15 protein-coding genes and 1 riboswitch are annotated in these 19,196 nt (G+C 43.0%); of the genes, 6 read left to right on the top strand and 9 right to left on the bottom strand.

Features of this window, described 5'->3' with window-relative positions:
• The first annotated feature begins 71 nt into the window (after positions 1-71).
• Entirely contained in the window at positions 72-1,427 is a 1,356-nt protein-coding gene (locus FZC76_RS04795) for a YjiH family protein (protein WP_148987135.1), read from the top strand.
• Between the two features lie 244 nt (positions 1,428-1,671).
• On the opposite strand, the gene FZC76_RS04790 is transcribed toward FZC76_RS04795, so the two are convergent.
• The 3 genes from FZC76_RS04790 to FZC76_RS04780 all read right to left on the bottom strand — a co-directional run bounded on the left by FZC76_RS04790 (position 1,672) and on the right by FZC76_RS04780 (position 4,831).
• The gene (locus tag FZC76_RS04790) at positions 1,672-2,628 is read right to left on the bottom strand and encodes an ATP-grasp domain-containing protein (RefSeq protein WP_148987134.1); all 957 of its coding nucleotides are present in this window, start codon (positions 2,626-2,628) and stop codon (positions 1,672-1,674) included.
• 51 nt (positions 2,629-2,679) lie between these two features.
• On the bottom strand, positions 2,680-3,732 hold the full coding sequence (locus FZC76_RS04785) for an LLM class flavin-dependent oxidoreductase (RefSeq protein ID WP_148987133.1): 1,053 nt from the start codon (positions 3,730-3,732) through the stop codon (positions 2,680-2,682).
• Between the two features lie 88 nt (positions 3,733-3,820).
• Positions 3,821-3,932, bottom strand: a riboswitch (SAM riboswitch).
• Positions 3,933-4,336: 404 nt separating this feature from the next.
• Positions 4,337-4,831 (bottom strand): hypothetical protein, encoded by a 495-nt coding sequence (locus FZC76_RS04780; RefSeq protein ID WP_148987132.1) that lies wholly within the window; start codon positions 4,829-4,831, stop codon positions 4,337-4,339.
• A 287-nt stretch (positions 4,832-5,118) separates the two neighbouring features.
• On the opposite strand from FZC76_RS04780, the gene FZC76_RS04775 reads away from it, so the two are divergent.
• Together FZC76_RS04775 and FZC76_RS04770 are read left to right on the top strand one after the other, a co-directional pair.
• The gene (locus FZC76_RS04775) at positions 5,119-6,762 is read left to right on the top strand and encodes a PTS transporter subunit IIBC (RefSeq protein WP_148987131.1); all 1,644 of its coding nucleotides are present in this window, start codon (positions 5,119-5,121) and stop codon (positions 6,760-6,762) included.
• 6 nt (positions 6,763-6,768) lie between these two features.
• Entirely contained in the window at positions 6,769-7,563 is a 795-nt protein-coding gene (locus FZC76_RS04770; protein WP_148987130.1) for an endonuclease/exonuclease/phosphatase family protein, read from the top strand.
• Between the two features lie 77 nt (positions 7,564-7,640).
• Here FZC76_RS04770 and FZC76_RS04765 read toward each other — a convergent pair whose 3' ends face one another.
• The 4 genes from FZC76_RS04765 to FZC76_RS04750 all read right to left on the bottom strand — a co-directional run bounded on the left by FZC76_RS04765 (position 7,641) and on the right by FZC76_RS04750 (position 12,728).
• A complete protein-coding gene (locus FZC76_RS04765) occupies positions 7,641-8,738 on the bottom strand; it encodes a PRK06851 family protein (RefSeq protein WP_148987129.1) in 1,098 nt (365 codons plus the stop codon).
• A gap of 311 nt (positions 8,739-9,049) precedes the next feature.
• The gene (locus FZC76_RS04760) at positions 9,050-11,239 is read right to left on the bottom strand and encodes a DNA topoisomerase III (RefSeq protein WP_148987128.1); all 2,190 of its coding nucleotides are present in this window, start codon (positions 11,237-11,239) and stop codon (positions 9,050-9,052) included.
• A 76-nt stretch (positions 11,240-11,315) separates the two neighbouring features.
• On the bottom strand, positions 11,316-11,696 hold the full coding sequence (locus tag FZC76_RS04755) for a hypothetical protein (RefSeq protein ID WP_148987127.1): 381 nt from the start codon (positions 11,694-11,696) through the stop codon (positions 11,316-11,318).
• The gene (locus FZC76_RS04750) at positions 11,697-12,728 is read right to left on the bottom strand and encodes a S16 family serine protease (RefSeq protein WP_148987126.1); all 1,032 of its coding nucleotides are present in this window, start codon (positions 12,726-12,728) and stop codon (positions 11,697-11,699) included. It abuts the gene before it with no gap.
• Positions 12,729-12,903: 175 nt separating this feature from the next.
• Here FZC76_RS04750 and FZC76_RS04745 point away from each other — a divergent pair, with 175 nt between their 5' ends.
• A complete protein-coding gene (locus tag FZC76_RS04745) occupies positions 12,904-14,457 on the top strand; it encodes an ABC-F family ATP-binding cassette domain-containing protein (RefSeq protein ID WP_148987125.1) in 1,554 nt (517 codons plus the stop codon).
• A 941-nt stretch (positions 14,458-15,398) separates the two neighbouring features.
• On the opposite strand, the gene FZC76_RS04740 is transcribed toward FZC76_RS04745, so the two are convergent.
• Together FZC76_RS04740 and FZC76_RS04735 are read right to left on the bottom strand one after the other, a co-directional pair.
• A complete protein-coding gene (locus FZC76_RS04740) occupies positions 15,399-16,091 on the bottom strand; it encodes a tryptophan 2,3-dioxygenase family protein (protein WP_148987124.1) in 693 nt (230 codons plus the stop codon).
• Between the two features lie 141 nt (positions 16,092-16,232).
• Positions 16,233-17,129, bottom strand: a complete 897-nt coding sequence (locus tag FZC76_RS04735) for an NAD(P)/FAD-dependent oxidoreductase (RefSeq protein ID WP_148987123.1) — start codon at positions 17,127-17,129, stop codon at positions 16,233-16,235.
• 156 nt (positions 17,130-17,285) lie between these two features.
• Between FZC76_RS04735 and FZC76_RS04730 the strand changes: the two genes are divergently transcribed.
• Together FZC76_RS04730 and FZC76_RS04725 are read left to right on the top strand one after the other, a co-directional pair.
• Positions 17,286-17,630, top strand: a complete 345-nt coding sequence (locus FZC76_RS04730; RefSeq protein ID WP_148987122.1) for a general stress protein — start codon at positions 17,286-17,288, stop codon at positions 17,628-17,630.
• 155 nt (positions 17,631-17,785) lie between these two features.
• The gene (locus tag FZC76_RS04725) at positions 17,786-19,183 is read left to right on the top strand and encodes a hypothetical protein (RefSeq protein ID WP_148987121.1); all 1,398 of its coding nucleotides are present in this window, start codon (positions 17,786-17,788) and stop codon (positions 19,181-19,183) included.
• Positions 19,184-19,196: the final 13 nt, after the last annotated feature.

Below are 19,196 nucleotides of genomic sequence, written 5' to 3'. Positions count from 1 at the left end.
ACCTTTGAAAAGTTCGAAAAATGTATTAAAATAACTAACGTTGCATATTTACGCATAAGGAGATTATTATATTGAAAAACCATTCATCTTTCAGAACAGCAGATAAATTAAAATTCATTATTCCTTCTATTATCGGAATATTATTATTCATGTTTCCTGTCATGTACAATGACGAATTAACGATTCCAATCGCCATTCTTGCTGGGTTATTAGGAGACCTTTTAGGGGATAGCATCCCTGCCATTATGACAGGGGTCATTACCATCACTGCCATCGCAACGGTAGTGACAAAACTTGCAAAACCCGCTTTTACAAAAGAGCAAGGATTTTTTAATACTTTATTAAATGTATCTGTATTTTGGACGGTCGTAAGGGTTCTTGCGATGGTATTGGCCATCATGACCTTATTTGAACTTGGACCTGAGGCTGTATGGAGTGACGTAACAGGTTCTGTTATTTTATATGACCTTTTACCAGTACTATTTACCGTCTTCCTTTTTGCCGGATTATTCTTGCCATTATTATTAAACTTTGGACTATTGGAGTTGTTTGGCGCACTCTTGACGAAAATCATGCGTCCTTTATTCAAACTTCCTGGACGTTCTTCCATCGATGCCTTAGCTTCATGGCTTGGTGATGGAACGATTGGAGTACTATTAACAAGTAAACAGTATGAAGACGGTTATTATACGAAAAGGGAAGCAGCTGTTATTGCCACTACCTTCTCTATCGTTTCCATTACATTTAGTCTTGTCGTTATTACACAGGTTGGACTTGGCAGCATGTTCATCCCATTTTATATAACCATCGCGGTGGCAGGATTTGTTGCTGCCATCATCATGCCACGCATCCCTCCTTTATCCAGAAAAGCGGATACCTATTATAACGGGGAGGAACAAGACGAAAAAGAATTAATACCTTCAGGCTATTCACCGTTAAAATGGGGATACACCCAAGCGGTAGAGCGCGCTTCTAAAAACAAGAGTGCTGGTAAGTTCTTCCGTGACGGCGGAAAAAATGTCCTTGATATGTGGATGGGAGTAGCACCAATTGTTATGGCATTCGGTACTATTGCCTTGATCCTTGCTGAAAACACAGATCTGTTCGTATACCTAGGCATGCCATTCATACCGTTGTTAGAATTGTTACAAATTCCAGATGCAGCGAAAGCGTCCGAATCACTTATTGTTGGTTTTGCGGACATGTTCCTGCCAGCACTTTTAGCCTCAGATATACAGAGTGAATTAACTCGTTTTGTAGTTGCAGCAGTCTCTGTCACACAGCTTATTTATCTATCTGAGGTGGGTGGCGTGATCTTAGGATCTAAAGTACCTGTGTCACTTTGGGAGATGTTTGTGATTTACCTTTTACGTACGTTGATTACGTTACCGGTTATTGCGCTAATGGCGCATGTGTTTTTCTTTTAATAGTGGAATATAAAAAGCTATCCGCAGGGTCCCTTTGTTAGGAGGACTTATGGATAGCTTTTTTCGATTCATGCATTTACTATTGCCGTTCCTTTTCGCTGCAGGCACTCGGCGATGCTTGAGCCTCCTCGGAAAGCCTGCGGGGTCTCAACCTACCGCTACCTCCCGCCGGAGTCGAGTGCCTTCCGCTCCAATCCACTTGTTCTTAAAAACTTAATCATTCCATTTACTTAACAAAAACAACCTAGTAAACTTTGAGTTCTTCTGTTTCACGCTCTAGCTCTTTTCCTAGTAGTTTTGCAAGCTCCAACATGCCGTATTTGCCGGCTGCTTTTTCTGCGTCTGGGTTATAATTGGTGTTGGTGTTGACGTCATAAGTGTAGATTTCACCTTGACTGTTGCGAATAAATTCAATGCCTGCTACCTGGATCTCATTTTCTTGCAGGAACTTTTCATATTTTTGAATGATTGGGTCGGTAAAGCCCTCTACGATACGGAATTTTGGCTTTTCCTCCACTTCTTCGCCTACCGGGCAAAATAGGTCCCCGATTTGGCAGGCATCGGCCGGGCACAACTCAAAGCCTTCTGATGTATCAACCTGAACCGCGTACATGAACTTTCTACCGATAAATTCACAACGTGTAATAAAAGGTTCAGGTGCCTGAATGTATTCTTGGATCAGCGTTATTCCATCTACAGGCTCTTCAAAATCAGGTCCATACAAGTATTCTTCAAGCGAGGCCGTCGAATGGAATAGCTGTACTCCAAGCCCTTTGCCTGCTCGATTATGTTTGGTGATGAAGGAGTCAGATCCTATTCGTTTAGCTGCTTGCAGTATATGTTCTTTCCCTACAGCCGCAATGGTTTTCGGTGTCTTTACTCCAGCTTTTTCAAGGGCAGTATACTGATTGACCTTGCTTAATTCCAGCTGAAGGGCACGACTTCCATTCAGCACTCTTCGACCATGGTATTCCAACCATGAGAGTACAGCCCCTGTTAACTCTGGTGCAAATCGATGATCCCTTGTGTGGGAAGAGGCGCTCATTCTGTTGTAAAATACGCCTTCAGGTGGTTCTTCGGTCAAAGGAACCACTCCTTCGTCTAAGTGCCATTCCTCATATGGCAAATCCAACTCTTCCAATCTGGTAGTCAAATGTGTCGTCCACTCTTTATTTTCATGAATAATATAGATTTTTCCCACGATGTTTGCCTCCATTTTATGCATATATGTTAGTGTATTCTCTGCTAGGTTTTATGATTGGGCAAGCTCTTTTGCCCTCGGATTAACAAGCGGCATCACCTTATTGGCGAAACGCTCCATTTCTTCGAGCTGCGGAGAGAACTGCAATAGCAATAAGTCCACCCCTGCATTCTCGAATTCTTTTATTCTAGTAGCAATCTGATCTGGCGTGCCGACTAGATTTGGCCGCAATCCTCTATTTGATACAGAGTAGTCCTGCAATTGTATTTGTTGCTCAAGCTGTGATTTGCTTGTGAAGTCTTTAAATCCAGCATACGCGTCGGATTCTTTTACAGCGGTAATCCGGGCAAGTTCCGCTTGGGCTTCCTCTTCTGTATCTCTACAAATGACATAGGCAGCCATCCCAAAGGATTGAAAAGGAGGATTGGATGTCTCGCCTCTCTTTTCTTTCATATCGTTGATTTTTGCCGCCACTTCCTCCACTGTACCGCCGTGCATCACATAGGCATCACAATGAGTGGAGATCACTTCCTTTCCCTTCGGACTCTCGCCGCCTGCATAAAGGATGGGATTTGGACGTTGCACCGGTTTTGGGTAGAGGTTTGTTTCTTTTAGCTGATAGTATTTTCCTTCATAGCTAAAAGAGTCTTCTGTCCATAAGCCTTTGAGGACATCAATGAACTCTTTAGTACGTTCATAGCGTTCATCATGCTCGGTGAAAATTCCGCCATACTGACGAGCCTCCTCTTCCCACCACGCCGAGACGACATTGAGCGTGAAGCGGCCGTTGCTGATATGATCGATGTTTGCCGTTGCTTTTGCTGCAATGGCAGGGTTGTGAAAACCAGGCCTGATTGCTGTCATAATTTCTATTTTTTCTGTTACTGCTGCAAGTGCTGCCGCAGTCGACCAGGCTTCTAGTGTGTCCTCTTTCGGTCCTTTAATATCATTTAAAAAAAGCTCCGCAATCAAAGTCGTATCAAAGCCAAGCTGTTCCGCCTGTTGGATTACCTTTTTTGCATATTCAAAAGTAGGAGGCATCTGTTCGTCCTCCACATTTCGCAACCAACCGCCGAAAATCGGCAACCAAAACCCAAACTTCATCTCACACTTCCCCCTTCGATGTTTGTTTATGTAGACAAACAAAAAACTCCTTCGATAAGAAGAAGTTTGAGTACAAGCCCGTCACATCCACTTATCTTCCAAGATCGTTTGTCTTGCTGGAATTGGCACCTGTACAGTTGTCTGTACTGTATGGTTGCCGGGCTTCACAGGGCCAGTCCCTCCACCTCTCTTGATAAGAAAACTAACTATTCAATTAACGTTATCTATACTAATCCTATCATGAAACTTGGGAATGGACAAGTCTTTCGGATGGCTAAATACTCTTGTTGTATTATTAGCTTATTAGATGGTTGGGGATTTAATGATTGGTTGGTTTTTGGGAGGTCTTGCATGGGACGGGCGGAGATGAAGACACTTTTGGGGATAAAGATCGGTCAGAAATGTCTTCATTCACCATATGAAGACATCTTGGAGCATGAAAAACACTCAAGATTGTCTTCATCCACTTTATGAAGACAATCTCGACTCAAAAATCACGTCAAAACTGTCTTCATCGTCTACACACCCACCCACTTCCCAATGGCTCCGCTTATACCAAAAAAACGCCCCCAAAAAACCTGGAAGGCGTCTCGCTCAAAAACTATTATTGTACATCCTTTTCAAAATTAGGAGCGTGCAAGCCTGCTGCTTCAAACGTTTCTCCTATTTTTTGATGGAAACTCTCCAATGCAGCTGTCACTTCTTCACCATCTGAACCTTCTGACATGGCTGCAGCACGTTCTTCGAAATATAAGGCTAATAATTCAATGGAATCCTTCATATCAACCTGAAGATCCTTATCAAGATTTTCTGGTATCTCAATTCCACGAAGTTCGTTCGCAATGAGGTTGCTAGACTCTACAGCCGCCTCAAGATCCCCTGCACCCTCTGACATTTCATAAGATGTTACAGGCTCAAGATGCTTGCGAATGGTCTGAATCATTTCCATTTGTATATTCATAAGGACAGTTACCGTTTCCCCACTTTGATCAGCAGGAACCTTTTCTGAATCGGCTGTGTCCATATTATTTGATTCTTCTGTGCACGCAGATAGCACAATCACTAAAACAAGTATCATAGAGAAAGTCCACTTTTTCATTTCAAATCTCCTTTTCATCTGGCATTACGGGAATAGTGTACCCGTTTTCACTCAAGCTGTATATACTTCCACCAAAAGTTGGATTCTTCTATGTATAATTAATTTTCTTACATTTTAATATACTTTGTTAAAAAACTATTAAAATAATATTTTCTACTTGCATTGTTCCTCATCATGCCATACAATAGGAAAATGCAAACGGTTGCACTACACGTGCACTAATTCGCACTAAAATGAATTCGTTTTCAACAAAAAATAGAAACAATAATGGAAAGAAGGCTGTAAAAATGAAGAACTTTTTGTCTTTTGATTTCTGGCAGAAATTCGGTAAAGCTTTGCTGGTAGTGGTTGCAGTTATGCCTGCTGCTGGTATTATGATTTCTCTTGGTAAGTTGGTTGGCATGACTGGCGGAGACATCGCTCTTGTGCAAACGATTGCAAGAGTGATGGAGGATATCGGTTGGGGAATCATCACCAACCTACATGTATTATTCGCAGTTGCCATTGGTGGATCATGGGCGAAAGAACGTGCAGGCGGTGCTTTTGCAGCATTGATTGCATTCGTTCTAATTAACCGTATCACTGGTGCAATCTTTGGGGTTAACAACGCTATGGTGGCAGACCCTGAAGCTACTTTCACCACTCTTTTTGGACAAGAACTTATTGTAGGTGACTATTTTACAACTGTATTGGGTGCTCCTGCATTAAACATGGGAGTATTCGTTGGTATCATTGCTGGTTTCCTTGGTGCTAACCTTTTCAATAAGTTTTATAACTATAGTAAATTACCTGATTCTTTATCCTTCTTTAACGGAAAGCGTTTCGTACCTTTCGTAGTAATCGGTGGTTCTGTTATCGCAGGTATTGCGCTAAGTGTTGTTTGGCCGTTCATTCAAGGATTGTTAAATGATTTTGGTGTATGGATCGCTTCATCTAGAGACAGCGCACCTATCATTGCTCCTTTCATTTTCGGTGCACTTGAGCGTCTATTGTTGCCGTTCGGCTTGCATCATATGTTAACGGTACCAATGAACTACACCTCACTTGGTGGAACTTATACGATTCTTACTGGCGGCAGCGCTGGTTCCGTTGTGGCAGGTCAAGATCCATTATGGTTGGCTTGGATTGCTGATTTGAACAATTTCCTGGCAGCTGGTGACACAGAATCTTATGAAGCGCTTCTACGTGAAGTGGTACCTGCTCGCTTCAAAGTAGGACAAATGATCCTTTCTTGTGCGGCATTGATCGGTATTGCGTATGCGATGTATCGCAATGTAGATAAAGATAAGCGTAAAAAATATAAGTCTATGTTCTTCTCTGCAGGTCTTGCGGTATTCTTGACTGGTGTTACAGAGCCAATCGAATTCATGTTTATGTTTGCCGCTCCTGTGTTATATGTAATTTATGCAATTATGACAGGACTTGCTTTCGCCATTGTTGATATCATTGATATTCGTGTTCATGCGTTCGGAGTTATTGAGTTGTTGACTCGTACACCAATGATTGTAAAAGCTGGCTTATGGTTGGATCTAGTAAACTTTGTGATTGCATGTCTAGTATTCTTCGGATTGAACTTTGCGGTAGCGAACTTTATGATCAAGAAATTTAACTTCCCTACTCCGGGTCGTAACGGTAACTATATTGAACAAGAAGAAGGCGCTGGTAACGGTGCAGCTGCAAGTGTACAAGCGGATTCCTTGGCACCTGCAATCATCGAATTGCTTGGTGGAGCACAGAATATTGAAGACGTGGATGCATGTATGACTCGTCTTCGTGTGACAGTAAAAGATAGAGAAAAAGTTGCAAATGAAGCTGCATGGAAAGAAAAAGGTGCGCTTGGACTGATTGTGAAAGACCGCGGCGTACAAGCAATCTACGGACCAAAAGCTGATGTAATCAAATCTGATATTCAAGACTTGTTGGGAGCGTAATAAACGATGAATTTACTAACCTTAAACTGCCACTCTTGGCAGGAAGAGAACCAAATGGAAAAGATACAGCATATCGCGAAAGCCATTAAGGAACAAGCATACGATGTCATCGCTCTTCAAGAGGTTAGTCAAAGCATCGATGCCGAAGTGGTAACAGGCAACATCAAACAAAACAACTTCGGCCTTGTTTTACAGCAAGAGCTTGAGAAAATTGGGGTTTCAGACTACGAGTTAGTCTGGGACTTCGCCCACATGGGGTATGACACCTACGAGGAAGGACTTGCCATCTTAACTCGACACCCTATCAAAAAGACACATTCCTTCTTTGTATCAAAAAGTACGGACGCTAACTTTTGGAAAACACGTAAAATTGTCGGTGTGACCGTTGAAGTGCATGGTGAGGAGATGTCCTTTTACACATGCCACCTAGGTTGGTGGGATGATAAAGAGGAGCCGGGTAAGTATCAGATGGAACAATTACTCGCGCAGGTCAAGGGAACAGTGCCTTATTTTCTAATGGGAGACTTTAATAATAGTGCCCATATTGAAGGAGAAGGCTATGATTATTTGACTTTGACTGTTGGTCTGCACGATACGTACCTTCTTGCATCTGAAAAAGATTCAGGTGTGACGGTGGAAGGTAGTATAGCTGGTTGGGATAAGAACAAGCAGGACTTGCGGATTGATTTAATTCTGGCAAGCTCCCCTGTTAAGGTCACATCTTCTAATGTTGTTTTCAACGGAAGAAACAGAGAAGTTGTCTCCGACCACTATGGGGTAGAAGTAACCGTGGAAATATAGTCGAGTTTTGACGTATTTCCTGGGAAAATGTAAAAAGGTGAACAGCATATAGGTGCTGTTCACCTTTTTTAGTACAGTTATTTTGTATCTGCTATGGCTTCTATTTCTGCTTGAATTCGTTTGGTCCACTCATCCACCACACCATAATCCATAGCTTTTACATAGATTTCTTCTAATTTTCCGTGCCAGCTTTTGGCTTCTGCCAATTTCCCAATGGCCTCCTGCATGGATTCTGTATAACGTTCTTTTACAAGAGCTATTTCCCTTTCATACCGTTCATCTGTGCCTGCACGAATGGTAATATCATACATATCCACAATAGAATCTCCTTCGCGTTCCGGAAAATATTCATGTGGAGCAGTGCTGTCAAAAATAGCGAAACCAAGTTCTCTGCAGATAATCATATCTAAACTGTATGGATCAAACCCACAATGATAGACCTCCACATCAAAGCCTTTCTCTTCGGAAGCTTTAGCGAGCTTCTTCAACATAGTGGATTTCCCTGAACCCGGACGTCCTTTTATAAAATAACGATGAGTCAGGCCTTCTGTAAGGTTTGGCACGAAGTCCTTTGCTCCCGCAGGCGTTGCCGCACCGAGGAAGCGATGCCTTACATCAGCTTTTTTATCTAATGTCTTACCTTGGAACAATTGCTCCACAAGATCCTGTGTCAGCTTATTTGCAGCCTCAAAGTTCATATTATGAATATAATATCTTTCCCAATCATCATGTATTTTCAGGGCTCTCGCAAAAGTTTGGTAAGCCGTCTGGAAGGCTTCTTTCTTTTTGGTTGCTAAGTGTTGTATTTCCGCTTTCTGTTCGGCAAGAAGTTTTGAATCCCACGCCTCGCCCAGGTTGACGTATTCCTCCACTGCCCCCGGCGCTTTCGGTTCAATGACATGTGGTGCCGTACCATCAACAATCCCAATGCCAAGCGCTCGGATGACCACCCCGTCCACCGACTTTGTATCGGATGAACAATGAAGCAGTTCAATATCATACCCTTTTTCGTTCCAGACTTTCCCTATCTTTTTGATCAGTGACGATTTCCCTGTCCCTGGTCCGCCTTTGAGGATAAAAATGCGGTCCAACCCTTCTATGTTTGATTCATAAAGACTATAAAATCCACGCGCTGTATTTCCACCAGCATAATAGTTTAAAATTTTCCCCGCCAAGATCTAACACCCTTTCCATGGTAGGTTATCTTACAATTGCGATTCCATTTAGCCTATGCGGCAGGGTTTGTATGGGTGAAAGCCTAGCTGTTGTAGGCTGAGAAGGAGGCTATTTCTTGATATAATTCCATTTTTCTCGATAAAACTTGAAAATTATTGATATATTTTTAGATTTCTTGATATCCTGAAATTTTTCATGATATATTGCAAAAATTCTCGATATCCTCCAAGTTTTCTTGATATATCGGGCAAGTGGAGTTTTAAACTCGTAAAAGAGCCGCACTCCCATGCAGAGAGTGCGGCCCCAACCATTATTTCAACTTCAACTTTGCCAATGCATCCGCAAGTGCGGTATTTACCGGCTCATCATTATTCTGCTTTTTCATGTACTGATTCACGTCACGCTTCGACGCTTTCTGGTTGGCATTGTTCTTACGTCGTTCCTGGAAGGTGCTTAACTTCTCACGGTGCCCGCAAACACATGCGAACATCTGACCTTCCCCTTCCCCACGCAACTCCAACTTCTTACGGCATTTTGGACAACGCGCATTTGTCACTTTAGAAACATTTTTACGATGACCGCATTCTCTGTCCTGACATACGAGCATTTTTCCTTTTTTGCCGTTCACTTCAAGCATTGGTTTGTCGCAGTCCGGGCAACGTTTGCCTGTCAGATTGTCATGCTTAAACTTTTGATCCGTATTTTTTATTTCATGAACAATCTGTTTTGCATAAGCCTTCATTTCATTAATGAATGCTGCCTTCTTCAACTGTCCTTTGGCAATCATGCCAAGCTTCTGCTCCCATTCTCCTGTTAAGGCTGGAGATTTTAAATCCTCCGGTGCAAGGTTCAACAGCTGTTTCCCCTTAGATGTAATGTGCAGGCCTTTGCCGCGTTTCTCCATCAGGAAACTATTAAATAGCTTCTCAATGATATCCGCTCTAGTAGCAACTGTTCCAATCCCACCGGTTTCCCCAAGTGTTTTTACAAGCTTCTGGTCGGTTTGTTCCATGTACTTTGCCGGATTCTCCATCGCGGAAAGCAATGTCCCCTCGTTAAATGGTTCAGGCGGCTTTGTTTTCCCGGAAGTCAGTTCGATCTTCCGGATCGGCAGAACGTCACCTTTATTTAAGCTTGGCAACAACTGATCTGAAAGTCCGTCACTTCCATCCTCCTGTTCCTCCATGGAGCTGAAGACTTCCTTCCAGCCTTGAGAGATGACCGTTTTTCCTTTCGCCACAAACTGTTCTGTTCCAATGGACGCAGTGATATTTGTCTGTTCATATAAGAAAGGCGGTAAAAGTACAGCAAGGAATCGCTTCACGATCAGGTCGTAAATCTTGTATTCCTTGTCTGATAGCTTGCTTAACAACACTGCTTCTTCTGTCGGAATAATCGCATGGTGATCCGTCACTTTTTCATTGTTCACAAACGACTTGTTCGCTTTGATCGGTTTCGTGAGCAACTTGGACGCAATCTGCTTGTAAGAGTGCGCACGAATTGCTTCCACACGCTCTTTTAACGTTTCTACCATGTCAGTGGAAATGTACCTGGAATCCGTTCTTGGATACGTAACGATTTTATGTTGCTCGTATAAACGCTGCAAGATTGATAATGTTTCTTTTGCGGAATAGCCGAAGATGCGGTTGGCATCACGCTGTAATTCGGTTAGATCATAAAGCGCAGGAGCGTAGCTTTTCTTCTCGGTTTTATTTATGTCAGTTACCTTCGCATCCTGGTTCTTCACTTTGGAGTGCAAGCTTTCCATGGACTGCTTGTTGAAGTTTCTTCGTTCTTTCGTCTTAGCGTCCTGCCACACGAGCTGGAAACCATTTTCTGTGATAGCTTTCATGCCATAAAATTCTTTTGGTGTAAAGCTTCTAATCTCTTCTTCCCTTTTTGCAATCATGGCGAGCGTAGGTGTCTGGACTCTCCCGCATGAAAGCTGGGCATTGTGCTTAGTGGTCAAGGCTCTTGTGGCGTTCATCCCCACTACCCAGTCCGCTTCTGCTCGGGCAACGGCAGAGTAATAGAGGTTTTCGTATTCTTTTCCATCACGAAGTTTCGCAAAGCCTTCCTTAATTGCTCGGTCTGTGACAGAGGAAATCCAAAGTCGTTTCACTGGCTTTTGAATGCGGGCTTTCTCCAAAATCCATCTAGCAACAAGCTCCCCTTCACGACCCGCATCTGTAGCAATGACAATCTCATTTACATCTTTACGTGTAAGTTGTGCTTTTACTGCACTGTATTGCTTACTTGTATTCTTGATAACGACGAGCTTCGTTTCGTTCGGCAACATCGGCAGGTCTTCTAGCTTCCACGCTTTGAATTTTGCATCGTAGGCTTCCGGGTCTGCCAGGGTGACGAGGTGACCAAGCGCCCATGTAACGATGTACTTGTCCCCTTCAAAAAATCCGTTTCCTTTTTTCGTGCATTTTAATACTCTTCCTATATCTCTACCTACAGAGGGTTTCTCTGCAAGGACGACAGTTTTTGGCATAATAACAATCCTTTCAAGCTTCTTGTCTTCTAATCTTTACATATTGTGTGAGGGTAGTCAAAAAGAGAAGACTCGGCTAGAGAAGAGAAAAGTTAAAAAGAAACTTTAATGCTAAAAATGTTGTGATTAAAAAGGTTATTGACCCTAGTAAAACTAATATTAACCCTCCTTTACTATCGGCTTTCCATATCTCAGCTCCTTCAATGATCCAACCTATACCCATTAACAAAAAGGCGATATATTTTAAAGCATTGATTGTAAGTACGAGTCCAATAAAAAAGAGAATATATCCGATATTAGGCAGTACGTGGAAGATCCAAATAGGATTCTTTAGTTCCTTTTTAAATTGCTCTTTTTCTTCCATTGTAGAGTTTTGATACTCTCTTCTGGCAGATATGAAGCCTAACAAAAATGTTAGTAAAATAACCCCAATTAGAACAATAAGCATGTAACTCACCTATTCTCTTCCCTTCTTCTCCGGAAGCCTTTCCAATGCATTCACAGCATCCTCTATTGTCCCTACTGGTATAAGTTCGATATCCAGACCCTCTTCGCTTATGGTCTTTCTCGCAATCGATTCATTTTTCTCCCACTCGTCATCCACTGGGACGATGAAGTAATCAAACCCTGCGTTGGCAGCTCCTATCACCTTTTGTTTCACGCCGCCGATCGGTCCCACTTCTCCATCAATCGTGATCGTCCCAGTACCTGCTACCGCGTTTCCTTTTAGCAAGGAGTCATCCATCATTTTGTCTAAAAGTGTGAGGGTAATCATCAGTCCGGCACTGGGCCCGCCCAGGTTCTCTATTTTTTTCCACTTAATATTTTCGTCCTTTGATGAATCAAATACTTCTTCAAAAAATACTCCGAGCACCGTGTTTCCGTAATAATCCTTGTGCGGGTATGTCGAAACTTCTACCTCTATTTCCTGACCTTCTCGTATTAGCGACAACGTGAGCGTCTCTCCCGACTCCTTTTCCACAATTAGTTGATCTAAATGGTCATAAGATTCGAGCTTTTCTCCGTCTATTCCTACTAGAAGGTCTGTTACTTTAACCGCTTCTTTGTCTTTCCAATCTGGCAAGTAAAATACAGGATAAAACCCAAGCAACTCAAGTTTAGGGTCCTCTCCTAATATGCCACGTGCTATGTATTCTGCCTTTATTTTTGATTGCTCCATCATTTGATTATTTTGGTAGTCCAGCTCTTCATAATCCATGTCCTGCTGCCCGAAAACGGATGGAACAATCTCTACCCCCTCTTCGAAAAGATGCGTAAGAACCATTAATGGCCATTTGCTATTTTGAAGGCTGGCCACGTAGGTCATCCCCAAATCACCATCGAGTTCGGAGCCTCCCTCATACTGAACAAACTCATCCAGATTAAATGGGTTCCCTGCAAATAGCACATCATACCCTGTTGGCACAACGCCACTCCCTATTATTACTAGCAAAGCTATTACTATAATCCACGGTGCCCGTCTCTTCATCAGGTTCCCCCACCATCCCTTTTTATCTACTTTTATTTTATAGTAGAATGGTAGATTTTAGTATAGATATTCTAGAGTAGAAGGAAGAAACTTCTTTCATTTCCCACATAGCCATTCCTAGAAAATTTTAGTATGATGAAAAGTAGATATTTTTTTAGATAGGATGGATACAAACATGAGTTTATTAAGCATAGATGGGTTAAGCCACAGCTTTGGCGACCGTACGTTATTTAAAGATGTTTCCCTTCGCCTGTTAGCTGGCGAACACGTTGGCCTTGTTGGGGCAAACGGGGTTGGTAAATCAACGTTGATGAATATCATCACAGGAGAGATTGTATACGACACAGGGCGCGTAGAATGGACGCCTGGTGTACATTACGGGTATTTGGACCAGCATACGGTGTTGACCCCTGGAAGAACGATCAGAGACGTCCTGCGCGACGCCTTCTTGCCTTTATATGAAAAAGAAAAAGAGCTGAATGCCATTACAGATAAAATGGGAACGGCTACTCCGGAAGAGTTGGAAGAGCTTTTGGAGCAAATGGGAGAAATTCAAGACCATTTGGATGCAGGTGGATTTTACAATCTGGATATCAAGGTGGAGGAAGCAGCGCGCGGTCTTGGTTTGGACGCAATCGGGCTTGAACGTGACGTTGCTGCGCTAAGTGGTGGACAGCGTACAAAGGTTCTTTTAGCGAAGCTGTTGCTTGAGCAGCCGCAAGTGTTGCTACTGGATGAGCCGACGAACTACCTGGATGTGGAGCATATCCGTTGGTTAAGCTCTTATCTAAAAGAATACCCGCATGCATTCCTCTTGATTTCGCATGATACCGAGTTCATGAATGGTGTGGTGGATGTCATTTTCCACTTAGAATTCTCCAAACTGACTCGCTATACAGCGTCTTATGAAAAGTTTTTAGAGCTTGCGGAAATTAACAAAAATCAGCATATTAACGCTTATGAGAAACAAAAAGAATTCATTAAAAAGCAAGAAGACTTTATCGCAAAAAATAAAGCACGTTATTCTACGACAGGCCGTGCAAAAAGCCGTCAGAAGCAGCTGGACCGCATGGAGCGAATCGACCGCCCAGAGACATCTGCAAAGCCAACATTCGAGTTTAAAGAATCTCGAGCAAGCAGCCGTTATGTGGTGGAAGCGAAGGATCTTGAGATTGGGTACTCTGATCCGTTATTACCAAAGCTTACAATGGAAATTGAGCGTGGGGATAAGATTGCAATCGTTGGATGCAACGGGGTGGGTAAGTCGACATTACTGAAGACGATTCTCGGTAAAATAGATCCTCTTGGCGGTTCCGTAATACGCGGTGACTTCCTTTTCCCTTCCTACTTTGAGCAGGAGGTAAAAGCGAAGGATATTACCCCGATTGATGACGTATGGAACGAGTTCCCTTCCCTTGATCAGCACCAGGTACGTGCTATCTTGGCTCGTTGCGGGTTGAAGAACGAGCATATCTCCCGTCCGTTGAGCCAACTAAGCGGCGGAGAGCAGGCCAAAGTTAGATTATGCAAGCTGATGATGCATGAAAGTAACTGGCTGCTGTTTGACGAGCCGACGAACCACTTGGATGTGGTAGCGAAAGAAGAATTAAAGCGTGCTATCAAAGCTTATAAGGGCACCATTCTCCTTGTATGCCACGAACCTAGCTTCTATGAGGACTGGGTGACGAAGGTGTGGAATGTGGAAGAGTGGGCAGAGCAGAAACAATAAGAGATGTAACTAAGAGCAGCATGGGGGATGAGTTCCGTGCTGCTTTTTTGTTTTTGTGGGTTAGAGATGTCGGGGGTGTTTCGGAGCTTGAGACGTCTTCTATTAGACGAATTCAACCTCCTCCCAGGCTCTTCGGGCGTATAGAGACCTCCTATTAGACAAATCCAACCTCCTCTCCTGCTCTTCGGGCGTTTAGAGGCCTCCTATTAGACAAACCCAACCTCTTCTCCAGCTCTTCGGGTGTTTAGAGGCCTCCTATTAGACAAATCTAACCTCTTCTCCAGCTCTTCGGGCGTTTAGAGGCCTCCTATTAGACAAATCCAACCTCCTCTCCTGCTCTTCGGGCGTTTAGAGGCCTCCTATTAGACAAATCTAACCTCTTCTCCAGCTCTTCGGGYGTTTAGAGGCCTCCTATTAGACAAATCCAACCATTTCTCCAGCTCTTCGGGCGTTTAGAGACCTCCTATTAGACAAATCTAACCATTTCCCCTGCTCTTCGGGCGTTTAGAGGCCTCCTATTAGACAWATCTAACCTCTTCTCCAGCTCTTCGGGCGTTTAGAGGCCTCCTATTAGACAWATCTAACCTCTTCTCCWGCTCTTCGGGTGTTTAGAGGCCTCCTATTAGACAAATCCAACCTCCTCCCAGGCTCTTCGGGCGTTTAGAGGCCTCCTATTAGACAAATCTAACCTCCTCTCCAGCTCTTCGGGCGTTTAGAGGCCTCCTATTAGACAAATCTAACCTCTTCCCCTGCTCTTCGGGCGTTTAGAGGCCTCCTATTAGACAAATCACACCCTCCCAAGGTACTTCAGTCTAATAGAGCTAGCCCTAATAAAAGATCCCCATATCGTTGCTACATGTCCAATACCACTCTTCCCTCCAAACAAAAAAGACCGCCCCAAAAGGCAGCAACAACATGCCCTTCAGAACAGCCTCCCCATATCACAACGGCTTCGGATCGTAACTTGAACCCGTCCAGTCCGTCAATTCACAAACTGCTTCCCACAGCTTAGGATAAAACTCAAACTTTGCTCCTCTTTCCAACGCCTGAGCAGGTATCCCCTTCAAGCTTTTCGTATTCAAACCAATCATCCTGCGCACAAGCTGGATGTGATGCTTACGGAATGTCTGGAAGTTCTCGTCAAAAGCAATCAATTCTTGCATCAGCAAGCACAGCTCATAATTGTCACCGGCAGCTTTATGAAGCATGAACGGTGTTAGTTGTTTGTCGTTCAACAGTTGTTCAAATGGCCCCCATAACGTCGGTCCAAGTCTCAGAATTTCATTGAATCCCGGTGAATCCTGTCCGCTTCCACGTCCGAGTGCGAGTCTGATAGTATGGTAGTCTCTTGGAGTGATCACTTTTACCATATCAAAAACTGGCGGCAGATGCTTTAGGTGCATGTTTACCCTTTGAAGTTGTTGTGTCGCCCCCAAGACTTCCCCATGCTTCATATTTGCATCTGCTAAGTGAATGTACTGAATGATCAGTTTGAAATGCAGTTCAGCAATTTGATGAATCATTTGAAACGTGAGTTCGTCATCACATGAGAGTTCCCCAGCTCCCTTTTGTAAGCTTAATAGCTCTTCGGTACGAATATACTTTTCATAATCTGTCACTTTCTTCTCTTCCATTTTTTCTCCTCCTACTATTGAATAAATGGAAAGGCGCTAGCAGCTAATGTCTTCTATCTTCCACTCAAACGTATATGTAAACCCTTACATTTCATGTTACGCACTCGGACAAATAACTGTCAAGCCACAAATAAACCCATCTCAACTTTCCAACAAGCTTTTATGAATCCAGATTGCCGCTTGTATGCCGTCCCCCATAGCAATGGCGGCTTGTTCGGAATGAACGGTTATATCACCGGCGGCCCATATATTCTCCACAGAGGTCATCTTTGTCCGAGGATCCACCGGAATGTGTTTATTTTTATCCAATTTAACGCCAAGTTGCAGGGCGAGCCCTGTGTTAGGCAGGTTGCCACCAAATGCTAAAAAAGCATAAGCAAATTCAAGACGGTCTCCGTTAGCAAGTGTCACTCCCATAAAATCAGAACAATCCGCATGTATTTCCGATATCTCGTCAGAAACAAGACGGATCCCTTTTCCAACTAACTTTTCCATAAAATCAGCACCAATTTCCCCTTTCCCGTGGTTAATAAAAGTAAGCGCATCTGTCCAATATGTCAGCGTTAACGCCATGGAAACTCCTGCATTTCCCGAGCCAATCACAAGCGCTTTCTTATTCAAAATTTCGTACCCATCACAATCTGGACAGACAAAAACACTTTTTCCAAGGCAAGGAAACAGGCCTTCAAGTGGAGGAATATTATCTTTAATTCCAGTTGCGAGCAGCACCCTTTTACCCAAGAACTGCTGAGATGTTGAGGTGGTTGCACAAAACAGCCCTCCCGTTTGCTCTACTGCCTCTACACGCTGTTTTTCAAACTGAACTCCTAACCTCAACGCTTGCATTTGCCCAATACTCCTAAGCTTCTCTCCGCTCACTCCATCTGGCCATCCTAGAAGATTATGATAGCAGTGACAAATACTTGAACGACCTTTTCCATCATCCAAAACAAGCACATTATGTTGGTACCTTCCCAGTTGGATAGCTGCCTGAAGTCCGGCAATACCTCCCCCGATAATAATACAGTCATATATCACAGTAAGCTCCCCATTCCCTCATCGTAGTCTTATTAGTATTTGAAGTTTTTCGCGTATTATCAGTAAAGGTTTTTCCTGCAAAAAAAATTTACAAGAGCATGTTTCACTTTCTGTCAGCCGGGTATCTTTATTACATAACCAAGGAGGCGATACAAAATGAAACCCACTTATAAAGAGTTTCAAAATGACGAACAAGTAGTAGGAGCAGTACAAGAGCTAAAAACAAGAGGTGTTCACGAGGATGATATTTATGTCATTACTCATGACGATGACCGTACGAAACGTGTAGCTGATAACGCTGATGCTAATACTGTTGGCGCCGGTGAAGTTGGTATGGATACTTACGTAAAAAATATTTTCCGCAAAAAAGGCGATGAGCTTCGTGCCCAATTCCAGGAGTTAGGATTTACAGCTCCAGAAGCGGAACAGTTAGAGGAAAAACTTGATCAAGGTAAAATAATCCTGGTAGTAAAAGATAAAACAGCAAGCACGACATTTTAAAACTTGAACGAAGTTGACTCCCCCCCCTTTAAAATATAGAGAAGCGGATGGCCACAGGTCGTCCGCTTCTTCGTTTTTTCTTTTTTCCGTTTTCATGTTACACTCTAATTAAGCAGTCTCTCAAAAAGGCGTACGACCAAATAGGAGGGAACTATATGACAAACAAAACGACCACTATTAACATCCAGCATGAAAAAAAACACTTACACCTCAACCCTACAAACCTCTTTATGTATCAAGGGTTTCAAGTCATTGAAGCTTACAATCAAAAGCACGCAGAATGTTATTACTTATTTTTCTATAAAACATCATACCTCACCGGAAAATCCACATCTAAAATTAAACGAAAATCTCAGCTAAGTACCATTTTACAAAAAGGCATTCGTTTCTCACCAGATCATCCACTATTAGCCTATCTACTCACTCATAACCGAACTCACACATTCCCTGCCCTGACTCCGCTGTGGGAAAAAATCCAGAAAAGATACTCACCGCTTGAAGCATCGAACATCCTTACCATTTTCGACAACTATATGAAAAAAGAGAAAATAACCAAAGTGATGAAAGAATTTGCGCTGCAATACCGAAGAGAAGGTCAACTCCTGCACACCTACCAACTTCTGCGACTAATAACGGACATTTACCCAGCCAACAAATGGGCACAAGAAATGTCTAAAAGCCTGCAATATCAGTCCTATCAAGCACCTTACACTACCCATCCATCCTCCTTGCTTTCCAAGGATCCACTTTATGTTGAAAAATACTGCTATAATCACATAAAACAAGACGATTCGAGAACCCTGCTGATGCAATTGCTACAAAAAGAAGACAGGAAAATGGAGCAACTCAGCCTGTACTCCCACTTACTAGGCAGGAGTACACCTTCCGATCACACTCTCTATGAACAAATGATAGACAGCTTACCGGTCGATTTCACAAACGATGATAAAGTGGACCTCCTCAGCTATATCCTAAGAAAGCGCGCCACTCATCATGAAAGGCTTTATCATGAATTGCTCGGTTTATTGAAAAAATCAAACCGGTATGAAGACCTTTTAATACTACTTACAAAAAACAAAGCCCTCATTACCGAAAAAGACCTGCCTTACATGCAGGAAGCTTTACTGCATGTAAAATGGATAGAGAATTCTGATTGGCTCAGCAACCTCACCTTCCATTTTGATGAAAAGATATCACCCAAACAAGTTCAGGCACTCTTTCAATCCTTTGTACCAAATCTGCTTCAACTAAAAGGGCTGGATTATACCGAGCAGTGGGTCGCTCCTTATTCTTCAAGGTATCCAGGCATCCCAATCCTCATGAAGATCAAGAAAATGGCGGCCCTGAAGGACGATCCGGATCAAATGTATGCGCTTGGTGAACTATATTATGAATTTAAACAGCTGTCAGAAGCGGTGGAGTGCTTTAACTGGGAGTTGGAGCTAGATCCGTCTAATATTCGTTCTATCAAATGGTTGTCGAAGCTATATCTCGAGATGGGAATGGTGGAGGAATCGAAGTCGTATCAGTATATGTTGAAGGACGGCAGTTGAATAGTAAAAGGAT

This window comes from Sutcliffiella horikoshii, assembly GCF_008180725.1.
GTDB classification, from domain to species: domain Bacteria; phylum Bacillota; class Bacilli; order Bacillales; family Bacillaceae_I; genus Sutcliffiella_A; species Sutcliffiella_A horikoshii_B.
The sequence above is the reverse complement of the archived record's forward strand: the minus strand, read 5'-3'. Positions and strand labels throughout refer to the sequence as shown.